Below are 17,321 nucleotides of genomic sequence, written 5' to 3'. Positions count from 1 at the left end.
TAGTGCCGAGCCATGCTCGGCAGAGGCCTTCCCGGCAGTCCTGAAACCGGCGGCGCTGCATGTTGTGGGAGCGGCGTCAGCCGCGAAGCCCGTAGTCCATCAGATTGCAGGCATCTTGGTGGTGCAACCATCCCCAGCCTCGCGGCTGACGCCGCTCCCCCACGGGGGGTTCTGTGGGTTCTGTGGGTTGCCGTGGTAACGCCCCAGCCAAGCATGGCTGGGCGCTATAGGTCGCCCAGGCGCGCCTGCAGGGCGGCTATGGCGGCCAGGCCTGCGGTCTCGGTGCGCAGGATGCGTGGGCCCAGCTGCAGGCCCTGGAAGCCCGCCTCGGCCAGTTGCTGGCGGTCGCGTGGTGACCAGCCGCCTTCCGGGCCAATCGCGATGACCACGCCGTTGGCAGGTGCGTCCGGCAACGAGGCCAGGCGATGTTCGCCCAATGGATCCAGGGTCAGCCGCAGGGTCTGCTCCGGCAGCGCGGCGACAGCGGCGGCCAGCGCCTGCGGGCTGCCAATCGACGGAATGCGGGCACGCCCGGATTGCCCGCAGGCCGAGCCGACGACATTGCGCCAATGGGCGATGCGCTTCTCCGCACGGGCCGCGTCCAGCTTTACTTCGGTGCGCTCGGCATTGACCGGGATGATGCGACTGACCCCCAGTTCGGTGGCTTTCTGCAGGATCAGGTCCATTTTCTCGCCGCGGGCGATGCCCTGCAGCAAGGTGATGGCCAGCGGTGATTCATTGTCGATGGCCTGCGCGCTGTCGATATGTACCTGCACCTCGCGCTTGCTGATGGCGCTGAGCGTGGCCGCATAGTCATGGCCATCGCCATTGAAAAGAACGCAGCCGTCACCCTCGCGCAGGCGCATTACCCGCACCAGGTGATTGGCCACCTCTTCGGGGAGGGACAGGGTCTGGCCGGCGGCAAGTGGCAGTTCAATCGGGCAACGGGTAAGACGCATCGGTGATCTCGCAAAGGCGGTGCCGCATGGGGGGCGGCTGGGTCTGCTAGCATTTCAACGTCATGAAAACGTATCTGCCAATGCGCATTCTATCGGTCTACCGTCCTTTTGCCCGGAGCGGCGCATGAGTCGCCGGCTTCCACAGATCCACAACGTGGTCGAAGAACATATCGGTCCGTTCCGCCAACAACAGCTGGATCTGGAGTTTTCCAACGGCGAGCGCCGGCACTTCCAGCGCCTGGTCAGCGGTGGTCACGGCGCGGTGGTGGTGGTGCCGATGCTCGACGATGAGACCGTTCTGCTGGTGCGTGAATACGCAGCCGGCCTGCATCGCTACGAGCTGGGCCTGGTCAAGGGCCGTATCGATGAGGGCGAAACGCCGATCGAAGCGGCCGACCGCGAGCTCAAGGAAGAAGCCGGTTATGGCGCGCGCAGACTGGATGCGCTGCGCAGCCTGACCTTGGCACCTACTTATATGAGTCACCAGTCGACCTTGGTGGTGGCGCGCGATCTGTATCCTCAGCGCCTGCCCGGCGATGAGCCCGAGGAGCTGGAAGTGGTGCCATGGAAGCTGGCCGCGCTGGACCAGCTGATGCTGCGCGAGGATTTCTCCGAAGGACGCTCGTTGGCGGCCCTGTTCATTGCCCGTGAGTGGCTGCGAGGTGGCGCATGAATGCTTCAATCGATGAGGCGCTGCGCGAAGGCGTGCTGCAGATCGCCCGGCAGGCTGGCGCGGCGATCATGCAGGTTTACGCCAGCGGCTTCGATATCGAACACAAGGCCGACGACAGCCCGGTGACCACCGCCGATCTGGCCGCGCATCGTTTGATCGTGCACGGCCTGACCGGGCTGACCCCGGATATCCCGGTGCTGTCCGAAGAGTCGGCGCAGTTGCCCTGGGAGACGCGGCGCAAGTGGCAGCGTTACTGGTTGGTGGATCCGCTGGATGGCACCCGCGAGTTCATCAAGCGCAATGGCGAATTCAGCGTCAACATCGCGCTGATCGAGCACGGCGTGTCGGTGTTTGGCGTAGTGCAGGCGCCGGTGACCGAGGTCATCTGGCACGCCGAGCGCGGTGGCAAGGCATGGCGTCGCACGGGCCAGCAGCAGGAAGCGATCAGCACCCGGGTGCCGCCGGCGTCGCCGTTGCGGGTGGCGGCCAGCCGCTCGCATGCCAGTGCGCGTACCGCGGCCTTGCTGGCACGCATGGGCGAGATCGAGCTGGTTGCGCAGGGCTCGTCGCTCAAGTTCTGCCGCATCGCCGAGGGCACGCTGGACGTGTACCCGCGTCTTGGGCCAACCAGTGAATGGGATACGGCTGCCGGCCAGTGTGTGCTGGAAGCGGCAGGCGGGGTGGTGCTGGCTGCCGATGACGGTGTGCCGTTTGCCTACAACCAGCGGCCGCGTCTGCTCAATGGCGACTTTGTCGCACTGGGCGATGCCTCGCTGCCGTGGCAGGACTGGGTGGCCGGGCTGTAATGGCTGCGCTCAGCCGCTGATCAACAAACCCCCAACGCCGGCGTCTGCCGGCGTCGTCATGAAGAAGGTGTGCGCATGTCCGAGTTGAACGATATCCAGACGCTGTTGCAGATCATGGCGCGGCTGCGCGATCCCCAGGGCGGTTGCCCATGGGACCTGGAGCAGGATTTCGCCAGCATTGCGCCGTATACGGTGGAGGAGGCCTACGAGGTCGCCGACGCGATCGATCGCAACGACCTGCCGGAGTTGAAGGACGAACTCGGCGACCTGCTGCTGCAGGTGGTGTTCCATGCGCAGATGGCCAGCGAGCAGGGCGCCTTCGATTTCGGCGATGTGGTGGCGTCGATCAGCAACAAGATGATCCGCCGCCATCCGCATATCTTCGGCGACACCGAGGTCAGCGATTCGGACGAAGTGCTGGCCAACTGGGATGCGATCAAGCGCAGCGAACGTGCGGCCAAGGGTGAGCAGGACGGCTCGGCATTGGCGGGTATCTCACGCGGTCTGCCGGAGTGGCTGCGTGCCACCAAGCTGCAGTCGCGCGCCGCGCGCACCGGCTTTGACTGGCCCAGCCCTGCGCCGGTACTGGCCAAGCTGCGTGAGGAAATCGACGAGCTGCAGGCCGAGTTCGAGATCGCCGCCAATGGCCAGGACAACCAGGCGCGGCTGCAGGAAGAATTGGGCGATGTGCTGTTTGTCTGCGCCAACCTGGCGCGTCACGCCAAGGTGGATGTCGGCACCGCCTTGCGCCACGCCAACCACAAGTTCGAGCGTCGCTTCCGTGCGATGGAAGCCTTGGCAGCGGCCCAGGCAACGCCGATGCCGGCGCTGGATCTGGCCGCGCAGGAAGCACTTTGGCAGGCGGTGAAGCAGCAGGAAAAGGACGCGGCGCGGTGAAAACCTTCGCCTTGTTCCTGCTTACCGCGTTGGCGGAAATCGTCGGCTGCTACCTGCCCTGGTTATGGCTGCGGCAGCAGGGCAGCCCGTGGCTGCTGCTGCCGGCCGCCGCCAGCCTGGCCTTGTTCGCATGGTTGCTGACCCTGCATCCCGCCGCCAGCGGCCGCGTCTATGCCGCTTACGGCGGCGTGTACGTGTGCATGGCGCTGTTGTGGTTGTGGCTGGTGGATTCGGTCAAACCCACCCGTTGGGACCTGCTAGGCGGCGGCCTGTGCCTGCTCGGCATGGCGGTGATCATGTTCGCCCCACGCAGCAACTGAAACACCTATGCTGTCCGCATCCGCACCAGGTTGCCGGCCATGTCGCGTTTCAGCAGCTTCCGCCAGTTCTATCCGTACTACCTGAGCGAACACAGCAACCACATCAGCCGCCGCCTGCATTTCATCGGTAGCTGGGGCGTGCTGGCCTGCGTGGCAATGGCGCTGTGGAGTGGCCACGGCCGCTGGTTGTGGCTGGCGCTGGTATGCGGTTATGGCTTTGCCTGGGTCGGGCACTTTTTCTTCGAGAAGAACCGGCCGGCCACCTTCCGACATCCCTTCTATTCATTTGCCGGCGACTGGGTGATGTTCGTCGACATTCTGCGTGGGCGGGTGCGCCTGTAGGCGCACACCTGGCCGTCTCGGGGCTGTGGCTATACTCGGCCCATCCATCATCACGAGGAGTGGGCAATGGGCAGCGGAACCGGGGTGTTGGCGCTGGTGGTGGTCATCGCTGGTGTCATCGTGTTGTTCAAGACGGTGCGGATGGTGCCGCAGGGCTACGAATGGACGGTGGAACGCTTCGGCAAGTACACGCATACGATGAGCCCGGGCCTGCATTTCCTGTTTCCGATTGTGTATGGCGTCGGCCGCAAGGTGAACATGATGGAGCAGGTGCTGGAGGTGCCCAGCCAGGATGTGATCACCAAGGACAACGCGGTCGTGCGCGTGGATGGCGTGGTGTTCTTCCAGGTACTGGACGCGGCCAAGGCGGCCTATGAAGTGGCCAACCTGGAAGTGGCGATGATCGCGCTGGTGCAGACCAATATCCGCACCGTGATCGGCTCGATGGACCTGGACGAATCACTGAGCCAGCGCGAAACCATCAACGCCAAGCTGCTCAACGTGGTCGACCACGCGACCAATCCGTGGGGGGTGAAGGTCACCCGCATCGAGATCAAGGACATCCAGCCGCCGGCCAACCTGGTGCAGTCGATGCAGCAGCAGAAAATGGCCGAGCAGAACAAGCGCGCCGCAGTGCTGGAATCCGAAGGCATCCGCCAATCGGAGATCCTGCGTGCCGAGGGCCAGAAGCAGGCGGCGGTGCTGGAAGCGGAGGGCCGCAAGGAAGCTGCGTTCCGCGATGCCGAAGCCCGTGAGCGGCTGGCCGAAGCCGAGGCCAGGGCGACCACCATGGTCTCCGATGCCATCGCCAATGGCAGCGTGCAGGCGATCAACTACTTCATCGCACAGAAGTACGTGGAAGCCTTCAGTGAGCTGGCCAACTCGCCCAACCAGAAGCTGGTGCTGATGCCGATGGAAACCAGTGCCGTGATCGGCTCCATTGCCGGCATTGCTGAATTGGCCAAGGAAGCATTTGCCAAACAAGGCGAGACCAGGCAGCCCGCACGCGGCAACCCGCCGCCACTTGGGCGCTGAGCCATGCGCTGGGAAGTAATCATCTGGGCCGCGCTGGCGGTGCTGCTGTTCGCTGCCGAGGCGCTGGTGCCGGGCGCCTTCATGTTGTGGATGGGCATCGCCGCCGCGGCGGTGTTCCTCACCGTCTGGGCCATCGATGGCATGACCCTGCTGCTGCAGGTGGTTCTGTTCGTGGTGCTGAGTTTCGTCTCAATTCAGGTCTACCGCACCTGGTTCCGTCAGCGGGCGCGGCCCAGCGATCAACCCCTGCTCAACCGCCGTGCCGAACAACTGGTGGGGCGCGTGGTGACGCTGGACCAGGCCATCAACGCCGGCATTGGCCGGGCCAAGGTGGATGATGCGTTCTGGGTGGTGGCCGGCCCGGATCTGCCGCAGGGCAGTGCGGTGCGGGTGGTCGCCGTGGACGGCATGACGCTCAAGGTGCAGCCGGTCTGAAGGCCGGCGCGGCACTGCCGTTGTGGCAGTGCCGCAGGTTTTAAAAGTGACCATCTGGGATAATGGCGGACCCCTTTGTGTGGAACGGCCATGACCCTGAAAACCCTGCTCAACGAAACCCACCGCTCACTCGGCGCCAAGATGGTCGACTTTGGCGGCTGGGACATGCCGATCCACTACGGCTCGCAGATCGATGAGCATCATCTGGTCCGCAATGCCGCCGGCATGTTCGACGTCAGCCATATGACTGTGGTCGATCTGAAGGGCGCGCGTACCCGCGAGTTCCTGCGCCAGCTGCTGGCCAACTCCATCGACAAGCTCAAGGTGAAGGGCAAGGCCCTGTACTCGTGCATGCTCAATGCGCAGGGCGGGGTGATCGACGACCTGATCGTCTACTTCCTGGCCGATGACATGTTCCGCATGGTGGTCAATGCCTCCACCCGCGAAAAAGACCTGGCCTGGATCCGTCAGCATGCCGAAGCCTTCGGCGTGGAAGTGATCGAGCGCGAAGACCTGGCCATCATCGCCGTGCAGGGTCCGCAGGCGCGTGCGCTGGTCGCCGGCCTGGTGGCGGCCGATGATCGTGCCGCGCTGGACAAGCTGGCGCGCTTTGCCGGCCTGGATGTGACCTCCACCGATGGCGTGCCACTGTTTGTTGCGCGCACCGGTTACACCGGCGAAGACGGCTACGAAGTATTGCTGCCGCAGACGGCCGTGGTCGCGTTCTGGAATGCATTGCTGGCTGCCGGTGTAAAGCCGGCGGGTCTGGGCGCGCGCGATACGCTGCGCCTGGAAGCCGGCATGAATCTTTACGGCCAGGACATGGACGAAACCATCACCCCGTACGAAGCGGCATTGGCGTGGACGGTTGCCCTGGATGATCAGGCCGATGGCACCGCGCGCGACTTCACTGGTCGCCCGGTACTGGAGGCACAGAAGGCTGCCGGCAATGCGCGGCAGATGATCGGCCTGGTGATGGACGAGAAGGGCGTGCTGCGCCACGGCCAGAAGGTGCTCACCGCCAATGGCGAGGGCGAGATCCTGTCCGGCACTTTTTCGCCGACGCTGGGCAAGGCAATCGCCTTCGCACGCGTTCCCGCCGGTGCACCGGGCGAGGTGCGCGTGGATATCCGCGGCAAGGAAGTGCCGGTGCGTATCGTGAAGTTTCCGTTTGTGCGTGACGGCCAGGCACAGGCCGGTATCAATCTTTGACCTGCTCGACCGGGCCGGAAGCGACCTCGCTTCCGGTTCGTTAAACTAGCGCTTCTTCCCGACCACCGTTTTTTTCGGAGTAGTTCCATGAGCGAGATCCCTGGCGACCTCAAGTTCCTCAAGTCCCACGAATGGGCCCGTGTCGAAGGCAATGGCCGCGTCACCGTTGGTATTTCCGACCATGCCCAAGGTTTGCTGGGTGACCTGGTCTACGTCGAACTGCCGGCTGTCGGTGACAGCGTGCAGGCTGGCGTTGGCGCAGCGGTGGTCGAGTCGGTGAAGGCTGCCTCCGACGTCTACAGCCCGGTGTCCGGCACCGTTGTCGAAGTCAACGAAGCGGTGACCGACAAGCCGGAAACCATCAACGAAGATGCCTACGGCGACGGCTGGCTGTACGTGGTGGAGCTGTCCGAACCGGAACAGTTGAACGAGCTGCTCGGCCCGGACGACTACGCCGAGATGCTGGAGAACGAGGACCACTGAGTCCTGTCGTCTTCGGAAAAACGGCCGCCATCAGCGGCCGTTTTTTTTTGTGTCGATGTCAGCATCAGGTGATGATCGGCGGTGATGAGGGACGGCATGAGAGCGGCGCGACAGTTGCTCGGCGGGTGCGAAGTGGTGTCGGTGGACATCGTTGCGAACTGCGAAACGGTTCAAAAAGTTTGCGCAAATTGATCCAACGCCGATGCAAAGCGCAGCCTTTGGCAAACTTTTTTTCGGGTGTCGGAACCGGCCGTTGGTGGTCGTCGGTCGCATGCTTTGAGATGCGCCTGGTGTAGTGCCAACACGGTGGCATGTGGCAGGCGTTGAAAAGAATAGTGCGCTTTTACCGATGTTTTTTTACTTTGTGTTTTTTTGGACGGGCGTTGCAGCTGTGTTGCCGGCGAGCAAAGACCGGCGCCGGCGGCGAGCACGCGGGTGCAGAAGCCTGAAGGCTTCCGAAAAATATTTTGGAAAGATAGTTGACAGTAAAAAAAACCGTGATTAGGTTTCGCCCAGCAGACCTTTCCTGCGGAAGCGAGTGAGCCGGATCAACATTCAGACGCGAAGCACAACTTGGACGTCCGCCAGGATTCTCTTGATGGTGGAGCAGGAGCCGCTTCCTTCCGCGAAACACCCCCCTGATTTCAATAAGGCACCCGCAGCGGGAACCGTCGCGGGTGTTTCTGTATCCGTCACGATGCGCTAGACGCGTCGTCGGTCCTCCGCCGAACACCGCGGATTTGCTTCAACTGGGCATTTCAATTCCATAGATCACTGACGAGGAACAAACCATGGCTACGAAGAAAGCTGCTAAAAAGCCGGCCGCCAAGAAGGCGGTAAAGAAAGTCGCCAAGAAGGCTGCCGTGAAGAAGGTTGCCAAGAAGGCAACCGCCAAGAAGGCAGTGAAGAAGGTCGCCAAGAAGGCCGTTGCCAAGAAGGCAACCGCCAAGAAGGCAGTGAAGAAGGTTGCAAAGAAGGCAACTGCCAAGAAGGCCGTGAAGAAGGTTGCCAAGAAGGCAACTGCCAAGAAGGCCGTGAAGAAGGTTGCCAAGAAGGCAACTGCCAAGAAGACCGTAAAGAAGGTTGCCAAGAAGGCAACTGCCAAGAAGGCCGTAAAGAAGGTTGCCAAAAAGGCAACTGCCAAGAAAGCCGCCAAGAAGGTAGTCAAGAAGGCCGTAAAGAAGGTTGCCAAGAAGGCAACTGCCAAGAAGGTCGTTAAGAAGACTGCCAAGAAGGTTGCCGCCAAGAAGCCGGCTGCCAAGAAGGTTGCTGCGAAGAAGAAGCCGGCCGCTCGTAAGAAGAAGGCCGCTCCGGTTGCGCTGCCGGCCACCCCGGCGCCGCTGATCTGATCCAGCTCCACTAGCTGTACCTGAAACTCCTTCCCCGACTGCCCAGCGGGGAGGGAGTTTTTTTATGCGCGCCCGCCGGGCGGGAAGGGCACCAATCGGGGGGGCAACCAACATGGGAGCGGCGCAAGCCGCGAAGCCGCCCACGCATCAGACCAGGCAAGCCAGCCTTTTGTGGGAGCGGCGTAAGCCGCGAAGCCAGTGGCGCATCCGACCAAACAACGCCGCCTCTTTTGTAGGAGCGGCGTAAGCCGCGAAACCAGCGGCGCATCCGACCAGGCACCGCCGCTTCTTTTGTGGGAGCGGCGTAAGCCGCGAAGCCAGTGGCGAATCAGACCAGGCGATATCTGTTCGTAGAAGGCCCTGCCTGTTCGACCCGATTCCTGCGACCAGATCATCAGGGCCGCTCAAGCATCGCGAGCTTCGCGGCTGACGCCGCTCCCACAAGGTCGGTGCTGGCGTCATGGTGGTACGGGTACTGCCCTTGCCGAGCATGGCTCGGCACTACACGGCTGCGAGACCGCCTTGTTAGGAGCGGTGCAAGCCGCGAAGCCAGTGGCGCATCCGACCAGGCACCACCGCCTTTTGTGGGAGCGGCGTAAGCCGCGAAGCCGACCAAGCATCCGACCAAACAGCGGCGCCTCTTTTGTGGGAGCGGTGTAAGCCGCGAAGCCGCCCAAGCATCCGACCAGGCAACGCCGCCTTTTGTAGGAGCGGCGTAAGCCGCGAAGCCGACCAAGCATCCGACCAGGCAACGCCGCCGCTTTTGTGGGAGCGGCGTAAGCCGCGAAGCCAATTGCTTATCCGACCAGTCGATATCTGTTTGTGGAAGGGTCCGGCCTGTTCGCCCCGATTCCCTGCGACCAGATCATCAGGGCCGCTCAAGCATCGCCAGCTTCGCGGCTGATGCCGCTCCCACAAGGTTGGTGCTGGTGGTTTGGGGTGGCGGGGACTGCCCTTGCCGAGCATGGCTCGGCACTACAGAGCTGCACGCATTACACAGCGGCCAATGCAAAAAGAAAGGCGGCCATCGGCCGCCTTTCGGGTGCTAGCGCAGAACCGCGCTGCGACTCAGTGCGGTGAGGCCACCGCGCGGTCGGAGGACGCGCCCTTCTTGCCGCCGCGCGCCGGCGCGGCATCTTCGGCCATCAGGTTGTCGCTGCCAAAATCGGTATCCACATCCAGCCAGCGCTGCGTCGGCAAACCAATCGCACGATCCAGGATGGTCGGCATCATGCCGCTGGGCAGGCTGCTCTCGCCGTTCCACATGATGGCGATGCCCAGGTCGCGTTCCGGCAGCAGCGCCACCAGGCCGCGATAGCCCTGTACCGCACCGGCGTGGAAGACCACCTGGTGGCCGGAGTAATCGAACACCCGCCAACCCAGCGCGTAGCCTGCCGAATCAAGGCGCTGGTGGCGCCAGCCCGAACGCATTTCGCCGGGGGTGTTGATCAAGGGCGCGTGCAGCGTTGCCAGCAACGGAGCAGGCAACACATCCGGACGATGGCCGGTGTGGGCCAGCAGCCATTGCGCCATGTCGCTGGCGCTGGCGTTGACGCCGGCGGCAGGCGCGACGCGGTAGTAGGTGGGCTTGGGCGTCAGCGACACCCAGCCGTTGCGGCTGCGCACATGCGGGCGCGCCCAGCGCGAGCTGGCCTGGATGCCGGCCAGGCCGAGGCTGGCGTCATTCATGCCCAGTGGTTTGAGGATGCGCTTCTCGACAGCCTGCTCATAGAAGCTGCCCGAGGCCGCGAACACCACATCGCCGACCAGGCTGAAGGCGACGTTCTGATAGGAATAGCATTCGCCCGGCGCACACTTGAGCGGCGCGCTGGCCAGCTTCTGGGTCAGCGAGTAATAGTCGGCATTGGCCTCGACATCGCGGTCATAGGCATTGCTGGTCAGGCCGACACGCTGGCTGAGTACGTCGGCGACGGTGAGTTTGTCGGTCGCTTCAGGGGTGGACAGGCGGAAGCCGGGCACGTAATCGGTGACCTTGCTGTCCCAGCGCAGCGTGCCATCGTTGACCAGCAGCCCGGCCATGGTGCCGGCAAAGGCCTTGGACAGCGAAGCAAGCCGGAACACGGTATGCGCGTCCACTTCCTGCGGGTTGCTGATGTCGGTAACGCCATAGCCACGTGCCGACAGCACCCGCCCGTTCTGGACGATGGCCATCGCCATGCCGGGCACGCGGTTGCCGTAGGTCAGCTGTTCGGCCAGTGATTCGATGGCGGCGACATTGAAGTCGGCCGGCAACGCTTGCACCTGGTCCGGGCGCAGCGCGGTGCGATAAGGCATCGGTTGCGTCGGCGACTGGCTGGGCGCGTTCTCCAGGTTCACCGGCAACGCTGCGGCGGCCGGTGCGGCAGCTGGCAGGGTGGTGTGGGTTGGAGTCTGCGCGGTAGACGACAATGCGAAGGGCATCAACACCCCCAGCAATCCCGATGCCACCGGACGAATGTACCGGCGCGTGCTCTTGTCTTTCATCGTGATCGGTGCCTGTAAGCTACTGCTGTCGGCGATTCTAGCGCCGCTTTTCATCAATGCACAAACGGGGAGAGAATGAATGGGCATCGCGTTGATATTGCTGATCTTTCTTGTGGTGGTTGTCGCAGTTGTCGCGGCGGGCGTGGGGATCTACAACGGGCTGGTACGGGCGCGCAACGGCTACAAGAACGCATTTGCGCAGATCGACGTGCAGTTGCAGCGGCGTTTTGACCTGATTCCGAACCTGGTGGAGACCGCCAAGGCCTATATGGGCCATGAGCGGCAGACGCTTGAGGCGGTGATCGCCGCGCGCAGTGCCGCGCAGTCAGGTTTGGCCGCAGCCAAGGCCGATCCGGGCGATGCGGCGGCAATGGCGCAGCTGGCTGCCTCGCAGGGGCAGTTGAATGGCGTGTTGGGCCGCTTGATGGCGGTGGCCGAGGCCTACCCGGAGCTGAAAGCCAACCAGAACATGATGCAGCTCAGCGAAGAGCTCGCCAGCACCGAGAACAAGGTGGCGTTCGCGCGGCAGGCCTACAACGATGCGGTGATGGGCTACAACAATCGCCGCGAGACCTTCCCGGCCAATGTATTTGCCGACATGTTCAACTTCTCGACCGCAGCCTTGCTGGACATCCCGGTGGAGAAGCGCGAGCAGGTGCGTGAGGCGCCCAAGGTGCAGTTCTGACTCTGACGCGGGCGTAACCGGGGGCGCGGGATGAACTTCTTCGAACACCAGGCACAGGCGCGGCGTAATTCCGCGCGGCTGGTGCTGTTGTTCGCGTTGGCGGTGACCGCCATCGTGGTGATGGTGGATGTGCTGGTGTGGTTCAGCACCGGCAGCCCGCGCATGGTGCTGTGGAGCAGCCTGCTGACGCTGGCGGTGATCGGCTTGGCGTCGCTTTACCGCATCCGTTCGCTGCGCGCTGGCGGCGAGGTGGTAGCCGTGCAGCTGGGCGGAACCGAAGTTGCCGCCGATACCCGCGACCCTGCCTTGCGACGCCTGCGCAACGTGGTGGAGGAGATCGCCATCGCCTCCGGCGTGCCTATGCCGCGCCTGTATGTATTGGAACAGGACGCCGGCATCAACGCCTTCGCTGCCGGCTATTCGCCGGCCGACGCGACCATCGCGGTGACCCGCGGCGCCTTGCAGCGGCTCAACCGCGACGAGCTGCAGGGGGTGATCGCACATGAATTCAGCCACATCCTCAATGGCGACATGCGCTTGAACATCCGCCTGATGGGCGTGCTGTTCGGCATCCTCATGCTCAGCGTGATCGGCAAGCGGATGCTGATGCATATGGGCGGCGGCAGCCGGGTGCGGCTTGGGCGCGTCGGCGCGCCGGTGTTGGTGGTGCTGGCGATGGCGCTGGCAGGCATTGCCATCGGCAGCATCGGGGTGTTCTTCGGGCGCCTGATCAAGGCGGCGGTGTCGCGTCAGCGCGAAATCCTGGCCGATGCCTCGGCGGTACAGTTCACCCGCCAGACCGAAGGCTTGGCCGGTGCGTTGAAAAAGATCGGCGGGCTGGACGAGGGCTCGCACCTGGCCGACCGTGCCGGTGCCGAGGAGGTCAGCCATATGCTGTTTGGCGAAGGGCTGCGTCTGTCCAGCTGGTTCGCCACGCATCCGCCCTTGCTGGAACGCATCCAGCGCCTGCAGCCCGGGTTCCGCGCCGAGCAGCTGCAGACACTGCGCGGTAGCTGGTTCAGTGCACCGCCGGATGGCCTGTCCGAAGATCGCGTCATGGGCCTGGCCGGGCATGACGCGGTCAGCGTGGATGCGCTGTTGCCGTCCATGCCGGGGACGCCGCGGCAGCTGCGCGTGGACCCGGCGCAGGTGGCCGCGCAGGTGGCCACGCCGGCCGACGATGACTACCAGCAGGCGGTACGCCTTGCCGGCAGTCTGCCTGCGCCGCTGCGCGCGCTGGCCGGCGACCGTGCTGCGGCACAGCCCTTGTTGCTGGCGATGCTGCTGGATGCCGATGCAACGGTTGCCGCGCAGCAGCGCGAGGCCGTGCGTATGCAGTTGGGTGAGGCGATGGCCGACAGCGTGATGCAGCTGGCGGCGGGGCCGTTGCGCGATCTGCAGGCGGCGCTGCGGCTGCCATTGGCGGCGCTGGCGTTCCCGACCCTGCGCAGCCTGCCGCGGCCGCAACTGGATGCGTTCATGCGCTGCATTGAAGCACTGACGCATGCGGACGGCCGCATCTCACTGTTCGAATATTGTCTGTCGCGGCTGTTGCTGGTGCAGGTGCAGGCGGCGTTGGATCCTTCGCGCCATCTGCACTTCGGACGCCGCAAGACCACCAGCGTGCAGAAGGAGTTCGCCACGCTGCTGGCCGTGGTTGCGCGCGCCGGCAACCCCGGCGATGAAGCCTCCGCACGCCGTGCCTACCTCGCCGGCCTGCAGCGGATCCTGCCGCAGGGCCACCTGCCTTACGCGCCGCCCGTCAACGGCGTGCTGGCTCTGGACGCGGTGTGGGGGCCACTGGATTCGATGGATCCCTTGGCCAAGCAGCTGCTGGTGGAAGCGGTGACCGCAACGGTCAGCCACAATCAACGCGTCAATGTCGCCGAGGCCGAGTTGCTGCGCACCATCTGCGCCACCTTGCATTGCCCGTTGCCAGCGATGCTGCAGGTGGCCTGAGGCCGGGGTGTTCCCGCTTTCGCCTGTTTCTCTGCGGGCAGCCCATAGCAGCGCTGCGTGTGGGGATTGATTGCTTTTCCGCCTCAGCAAGCCGGTTGTCTAGCCCAGGATCAAGCTCGCCGCACGCTCGGCGATCATGATGGTCGGTGCATTGGTGTTGCCACTGACCAAGGTGGGCATCACCGAGGCGTCGACCACCCGCAGGCCATCGATGCCGCGCAGCCGCAGCTGCGGGTCGACCACCGCAGCATCGTCACTGCCCATCCGGCAGCTGCCGATCGGGTGGTAGATGGTCTCGGCCTTGGCGCGGATGAAGGCTTCCAGACCGGCGTCGTCCAGGTGCTCATCGGCCGGGAACAGCGGTGCCTTGCGCCAGTGGGTAAATGCCGATTGCTGCAGGATGTCGCGGCTCAACCGCGCGGCCTCGACCATCATCTTCATATCGAAGCCTTCGGCATCGCTCAGGTAATTGGCGTGGATGCGCGCCGGCGCGGCCGGGTCGGCGCTGTGCAGGCCGATATGGCCGCGGCTGCGCGGATGCAGGTAGCAGGCGTGCAAGGTGTAGCCGTCGCCGGGCAGGCGGTTGCGGCCATGGTTGTCCAGCATCGCCGGGACGAAGTGGAACTGGATGTCGGCACGTTCGTCCGGCGCAAAGCGCGAGCGCGCGAAGCCACCGGCCTCGGCCACGTTGCTGCTGCCGGCGCCCTGATGGCCGCGCAGGAAGTAGTTCAGGCCGATCATCACTTCGCTGGCGCGGTCATAGCTGACGCCGGGCACGCTGCGGTACAGCGTGCAGATATCCAGATGGTCCTGCAGGTTGGCGCCGACACCGGGTTGGTCCAGCTGGACGTCGATGCCATGCGCGCGCAGCGCATCGGCCGGACCAATGCCGGACAGCATCAGCAACTGCGGTGAGTTGATCGCGCCGGCACTGAGCAGTACTTCGGCGGCGGCGCGGAACTGCTCGCGTTTGCCGCCCACGCGCAGGTGCACGCCGTTAACGCGCCCTGCGTCGATCTGCAGCCGTTCCACCAAGGCTCCGGTGAGTACCTGCAGATTGGCACGCGCGCGCACTGGGGCGAGATACGCGGCCGCTGAGGAGCAACGTGCACCATTCTTCTGCGTGACCTGGTACAGGCCGACACCTTGGTGCTGGACGCCGTTGAAGTCGCTGTTGTGGGCATGGCCGGCCTGCTGCCCGGCCTCGATGAAGGCATGGCTGAGCGGATTGACGTAACGCAGGTCGGACACCTGCAAGGGACCGGCGGCGCCGTGCAGCGCATCGGCACCGCGCGCGTTGCCTTCGCTGTGACGGAACCACGGCAGCACGCTGTCCCAGTTCCAGCCGCTGGCGCCGGCCTGCGCCCAACGGTCGTAGTCGCCGGGCACGCCACGCACGTAGCACATCGCGTTGATCGAGCTCGAACCGCCAAGCACCTTGCCGCGCGGCCACCACAGGCGCCGATTTCCCAGCGCCGGCTCGGGCTCGGTGTCGTAGCTCCAGTTGACGCGGCGGTTGTTGACCAGCCGGGCGATGCCGGCCGGCATATGGATGAAGGGGTGCCAGTCGCGTGGCCCGGCTTCGATCAGCAGCACTCGCAGTTGCGGGTCGGCACTGAGCCGGTTGGCCAGCACGCAGCCGGCCGAGCCCGCGCCGACGATGATGTAGTCAAATTCCTTCACGGCTTTCCCCTTTCCCATACTTGAGGATAGAACGGCTCGTTGTGTGGGAGTAAGCCCTGGCGCACTGGCGATGTTGCAGTGCATTAGATAACGTACGCGCTCCGCCGAACCCCCGGAGTTTCCGATGCCGCCGTCCTCTCGCCACCCGCAGTGCCGGGGTGCCGCATGACCGCTACGCGCGGATCCGGTGCACGGTCCCTGCTGCACACGCTGCGCGGCTCACCGCCGCTGTGGTGGTCGTTCCTGTACTTCTTCTGCCTGCTCAGCGGTTACTACGTGCTGCGCCCGGTGCGCGAGGCGATGGCGGCTTCGTCCAACATGGACACCTTGTTCCCGCCCGGGTTGATTGCCTGGTTCGCAGCGCACGGCATGCCGCTGAAGGACTTCACCCTGCAGTTCCTGTTTTCCTGTGTGTTCCTGATCATGCTGGTGCTGCAGCCGCTGTATGGCTGGCTGGTCAGCCGCTACCCGCGACGGGTGTTCCTGCCGCTGGTATATGGCTTCTTCATTTTCACCCTGTTGGTCTTCTACGCGATGTTCAATGCCGGCGTGCCGGGGCGGGGCATGGCGTTCTTCTTCTGGATCACCGTTTTCAACCTGTTCGCGGTAGCGGTGTTCTGGAGCTTCATGGCTGACGTGTTCTCCAATGCGCAGGCACGGGCGTACTACGGCTACATCGGTGCGGCCGGAACGGTAGGTGCATTCCTCGGGCCGATCATCACCAGCTCGCTGGTGCAACGGGTGGGCATCGCCAATCTGATGCTGGTGTCGGCCGGTTTCCTGTCGATCTGCCTGTTCTGCATCTGGCGGCTGCGGCCGTGGGCGGTGCAGCGTGAACGCGAGCAGCAACTGGTCGACGGCGAACAGCCGATGGGCGGCAGTGTGTTCGATGGGCTGAGGCTGATCGCGCGCGAACCGCTGCTGCGTTGGCTGGCGCTGATGGTGGTGTTCGGCGTGGGCATAGGCACCATGCTGTACAACGAACAGGCTGCTATCGCGCGCCGCCTGATCACCGACCCGGCCGCAAGCACCGCGTTCTATTCGCGCATCGACCTGGCAGTGAACGCGCTGACCCTGGTTATCCAGCTGGGGCTGACCCGCTGGTTGCTGTCACGCTATGGCGTGGCCCCAGCGTTGCTGATCCCGGGGTTGGCAATCATTGTCGGGTTCTCGGTATTGGCGGCGTCGCCGTTTCCGCTGATGGTGGCGGTGGTGCAGGTGCTGACGCGCGCCAGCGAGTTCTCACTAGGCAAGCCGGCACGCGAGACCATCTATACACGCGTGGACCGGCAATGGCGCTACAAGGCGGGTGCGGCCATCGATACAGTGCTTTACCGCGGCGCTGACCTGACCTTTGCATGGGTGCACAAGGGCTTGTCGCTGTTTGGGTCCAAAGCGGTGTTCGTTGGCGGTGCGGCCGTGGCGGTGCTGATGACGTTGTCGGCGCTGGGCGTATTGCGCGAAGAGAAGAAGCTGCCGCACGATCGCTGAGTTGTTCCCTGCGGCGGGTTTGCCGCTGTGCTTTCAGGAAGAGATGCCGATGAGCGTATTGGCTTTGTCTGGAGTGCTGGTGACGCTGCTGGTGGCAGCGTTGCATATGTATTTCCTGGTATTGGAAATGTTCCTGTGGACCAAGCCGCTGGGTTTGAAGACCTTCCGCAACACGCCGGAGAAGGCACAGGCCACGCGGGTGTTGGCGGCAAATCAGGGGCTTTACAACGGCTTCCTTGCCGCCGGCATCGTCGCCGGGCTGGTGCTGGGGCAGCCGGTGCTGGTGACGTTCTCGCTGGTCTGCGTGGTACTGGCCGGCGCCTATGGCGCATACAGCGTCAGCCCGCGCATTTTCTACGTCCAGGCCGTACCGGCGATGGTGGCGCTGCTGCTACGCGCGCTGTAGTGCCGAGCCATGCTCGGCAAGGGTCTTACCGGTAGATCACCCGTAGTGCCGAGCCACGCTCGGCAGAGGCATTACCGATAGATCACCTGTAGTGCCGAGCAT

The 17,321-nt window shown here is 64.2% G+C and carries 17 protein-coding genes; 14 read left to right on the top strand and 3 right to left on the bottom strand.

The features are described from left to right. Nucleotides 1–224: 224 nt before the first annotated feature. Nucleotides 225–959, bottom strand: a complete 735-nt coding sequence (locus ACVOKO_RS13095) for a 16S rRNA (uracil(1498)-N(3))-methyltransferase (protein ID WP_346499348.1) — start codon at nucleotides 957–959, stop codon at nucleotides 225–227. Nucleotides 960–1,083: 124 nt separating this feature from the next. Here ACVOKO_RS13095 and nudE point away from each other — a divergent pair, with 124 nt between their 5' ends. The 10 genes from nudE to ACVOKO_RS13045 all read left to right on the top strand — a co-directional run bounded on the left by nudE (nucleotide 1,084) and on the right by ACVOKO_RS13045 (nucleotide 8,511). Beyond that, nucleotides 1,084–1,632, top strand: a complete 549-nt coding sequence (gene nudE, locus ACVOKO_RS13090) for an ADP compounds hydrolase NudE (RefSeq protein WP_346499347.1) — start codon at nucleotides 1,084–1,086, stop codon at nucleotides 1,630–1,632. Next, a complete protein-coding gene (gene cysQ / locus ACVOKO_RS13085; RefSeq protein WP_346499346.1) occupies nucleotides 1,629–2,438 on the top strand; it encodes a 3'(2'),5'-bisphosphate nucleotidase CysQ in 810 nt (269 codons plus the stop codon). The genes nudE and cysQ overlap by 4 nt, the downstream gene beginning before the upstream one ends. 75 nt (nucleotides 2,439–2,513) lie before the next feature. Further along, nucleotides 2,514–3,335 carry a nucleoside triphosphate pyrophosphohydrolase gene (gene mazG, locus ACVOKO_RS13080; protein ID WP_346499345.1) on the top strand — a complete coding sequence of 274 codons (822 nt, stop codon included), beginning with the start codon at nucleotides 2,514–2,516 and terminating at the stop codon, nucleotides 3,333–3,335. Continuing rightward, entirely contained in the window at nucleotides 3,332–3,655 is a 324-nt protein-coding gene (locus ACVOKO_RS13075; RefSeq protein WP_282270615.1) for a YnfA family protein, read from the top strand. The genes mazG and ACVOKO_RS13075 overlap by 4 nt, the downstream gene beginning before the upstream one ends. A gap of 39 nt (nucleotides 3,656–3,694) precedes the next feature. Further along, the gene (locus tag ACVOKO_RS13070; protein WP_346499344.1) at nucleotides 3,695–3,997 is read left to right on the top strand and encodes an Mpo1-like protein; all 303 of its coding nucleotides are present in this window, start codon (nucleotides 3,695–3,697) and stop codon (nucleotides 3,995–3,997) included. Between the two features lie 66 nt (nucleotides 3,998–4,063). Then, nucleotides 4,064–5,032 (top strand): SPFH domain-containing protein, encoded by a 969-nt coding sequence (locus ACVOKO_RS13065; protein WP_346499343.1) that lies wholly within the window; start codon nucleotides 4,064–4,066, stop codon nucleotides 5,030–5,032. Nucleotides 5,033–5,035: 3 nt separating this feature from the next. After that, on the top strand, nucleotides 5,036–5,467 hold the full coding sequence (locus tag ACVOKO_RS13060; RefSeq protein WP_346499342.1) for an NfeD family protein: 432 nt from the start codon (nucleotides 5,036–5,038) through the stop codon (nucleotides 5,465–5,467). 90 nt (nucleotides 5,468–5,557) lie between these two features. Then, nucleotides 5,558–6,679 (top strand): glycine cleavage system aminomethyltransferase GcvT, encoded by a 1,122-nt coding sequence (gene gcvT / locus ACVOKO_RS13055; protein WP_346499341.1) that lies wholly within the window; start codon nucleotides 5,558–5,560, stop codon nucleotides 6,677–6,679. A gap of 87 nt (nucleotides 6,680–6,766) precedes the next feature. Next, entirely contained in the window at nucleotides 6,767–7,162 is a 396-nt protein-coding gene (gene gcvH, locus ACVOKO_RS13050; protein ID WP_057628834.1) for a glycine cleavage system protein GcvH, read from the top strand. A 902-nt stretch (nucleotides 7,163–8,064) separates the two neighbouring features. Then, a complete protein-coding gene (locus ACVOKO_RS13045) occupies nucleotides 8,065–8,511 on the top strand; it encodes a hypothetical protein (protein ID WP_346499340.1) in 447 nt (148 codons plus the stop codon). Between the two features lie 1,068 nt (nucleotides 8,512–9,579). On the opposite strand, the gene ACVOKO_RS13040 is transcribed toward ACVOKO_RS13045, so the two are convergent. Beyond that, complete coding sequence (locus tag ACVOKO_RS13040) at nucleotides 9,580–10,995, bottom strand: serine hydrolase domain-containing protein (protein ID WP_346499339.1); 1,416 nt, start codon at nucleotides 10,993–10,995, stop codon at nucleotides 9,580–9,582. 79 nt (nucleotides 10,996–11,074) lie between these two features. Here ACVOKO_RS13040 and ACVOKO_RS13035 point away from each other — a divergent pair, with 79 nt between their 5' ends. Together ACVOKO_RS13035 and ACVOKO_RS13030 are read left to right on the top strand one after the other, a co-directional pair. Next, nucleotides 11,075–11,680, top strand: coding sequence for a LemA family protein (locus tag ACVOKO_RS13035; RefSeq protein WP_430980778.1), 606 nt, complete (start codon nucleotides 11,075–11,077; stop codon nucleotides 11,678–11,680). A 30-nt stretch (nucleotides 11,681–11,710) separates the two neighbouring features. After that, nucleotides 11,711–13,639 (top strand): M48 family metallopeptidase, encoded by a 1,929-nt coding sequence (locus tag ACVOKO_RS13030; RefSeq protein WP_346499338.1) that lies wholly within the window; start codon nucleotides 11,711–11,713, stop codon nucleotides 13,637–13,639. Nucleotides 13,640–13,738: 99 nt separating this feature from the next. Here ACVOKO_RS13030 and ACVOKO_RS13025 read toward each other — a convergent pair whose 3' ends face one another. Further along, nucleotides 13,739–15,340, bottom strand: a complete 1,602-nt coding sequence (locus tag ACVOKO_RS13025; RefSeq protein ID WP_430980777.1) for a GMC family oxidoreductase — start codon at nucleotides 15,338–15,340, stop codon at nucleotides 13,739–13,741. A 147-nt stretch (nucleotides 15,341–15,487) separates the two neighbouring features. Here ACVOKO_RS13025 and ACVOKO_RS13020 point away from each other — a divergent pair, with 147 nt between their 5' ends. Further along, nucleotides 15,488–16,813 (top strand): NTP/NDP exchange transporter, encoded by a 1,326-nt coding sequence (locus tag ACVOKO_RS13020; RefSeq protein ID WP_346499336.1) that lies wholly within the window; start codon nucleotides 15,488–15,490, stop codon nucleotides 16,811–16,813. Between the two features lie 49 nt (nucleotides 16,814–16,862). Then, on the top strand, nucleotides 16,863–17,219 hold the full coding sequence (locus tag ACVOKO_RS13015; protein ID WP_346499335.1) for a DUF1304 domain-containing protein: 357 nt from the start codon (nucleotides 16,863–16,865) through the stop codon (nucleotides 17,217–17,219). Nucleotides 17,220–17,321 lie beyond the last annotated feature (102 nt).

The sequence above is a fragment of the Stenotrophomonas sp. STEN240 genome (assembly GCF_056756175.1).
Note: the sequence above shows the minus strand (reverse complement) of the source record. Positions and strands in the feature narration are given on the sequence as shown.

Coding starts and splice junctions, on each gene's coding strand:
- ACVOKO_RS13015 (WP_346499335.1), top strand. CDS start 16,863: ATGAGCGTATTGGCTTTGTCTGGAGTGCTGGTGACGCTGCTGGTGGCA.
- ACVOKO_RS13070 (WP_346499344.1), top strand. CDS start 3,695: ATGTCGCGTTTCAGCAGCTTCCGCCAGTTCTATCCGTACTACCTGAGC.
- ACVOKO_RS13025 (WP_430980777.1), bottom strand. CDS start 15,340: ATGGGAAAGGGGAAAGCCGTGAAGGAATTTGACTACATCATCGTCGGC.
- ACVOKO_RS13040 (WP_346499339.1), bottom strand. CDS start 10,995: ATGAAAGACAAGAGCACGCGCCGGTACATTCGTCCGGTGGCATCGGGA.
- ACVOKO_RS13020 (WP_346499336.1), top strand. CDS start 15,488: ATGACCGCTACGCGCGGATCCGGTGCACGGTCCCTGCTGCACACGCTG.
- mazG (WP_346499345.1), top strand. CDS start 2,514: ATGTCCGAGTTGAACGATATCCAGACGCTGTTGCAGATCATGGCGCGG.
- ACVOKO_RS13035 (WP_430980778.1), top strand. CDS start 11,075: ATGGGCATCGCGTTGATATTGCTGATCTTTCTTGTGGTGGTTGTCGCA.
- ACVOKO_RS13060 (WP_346499342.1), top strand. CDS start 5,036: ATGCGCTGGGAAGTAATCATCTGGGCCGCGCTGGCGGTGCTGCTGTTC.
- ACVOKO_RS13030 (WP_346499338.1), top strand. CDS start 11,711: ATGAACTTCTTCGAACACCAGGCACAGGCGCGGCGTAATTCCGCGCGG.
- gcvT (WP_346499341.1), top strand. CDS start 5,558: ATGACCCTGAAAACCCTGCTCAACGAAACCCACCGCTCACTCGGCGCC.
- ACVOKO_RS13095 (WP_346499348.1), bottom strand. CDS start 959: ATGCGTCTTACCCGTTGCCCGATTGAACTGCCACTTGCCGCCGGCCAG.
- ACVOKO_RS13065 (WP_346499343.1), top strand. CDS start 4,064: ATGGGCAGCGGAACCGGGGTGTTGGCGCTGGTGGTGGTCATCGCTGGT.
- gcvH (WP_057628834.1), top strand. CDS start 6,767: ATGAGCGAGATCCCTGGCGACCTCAAGTTCCTCAAGTCCCACGAATGG.
- nudE (WP_346499347.1), top strand. CDS start 1,084: ATGAGTCGCCGGCTTCCACAGATCCACAACGTGGTCGAAGAACATATC.
- cysQ (WP_346499346.1), top strand. CDS start 1,629: ATGAATGCTTCAATCGATGAGGCGCTGCGCGAAGGCGTGCTGCAGATC.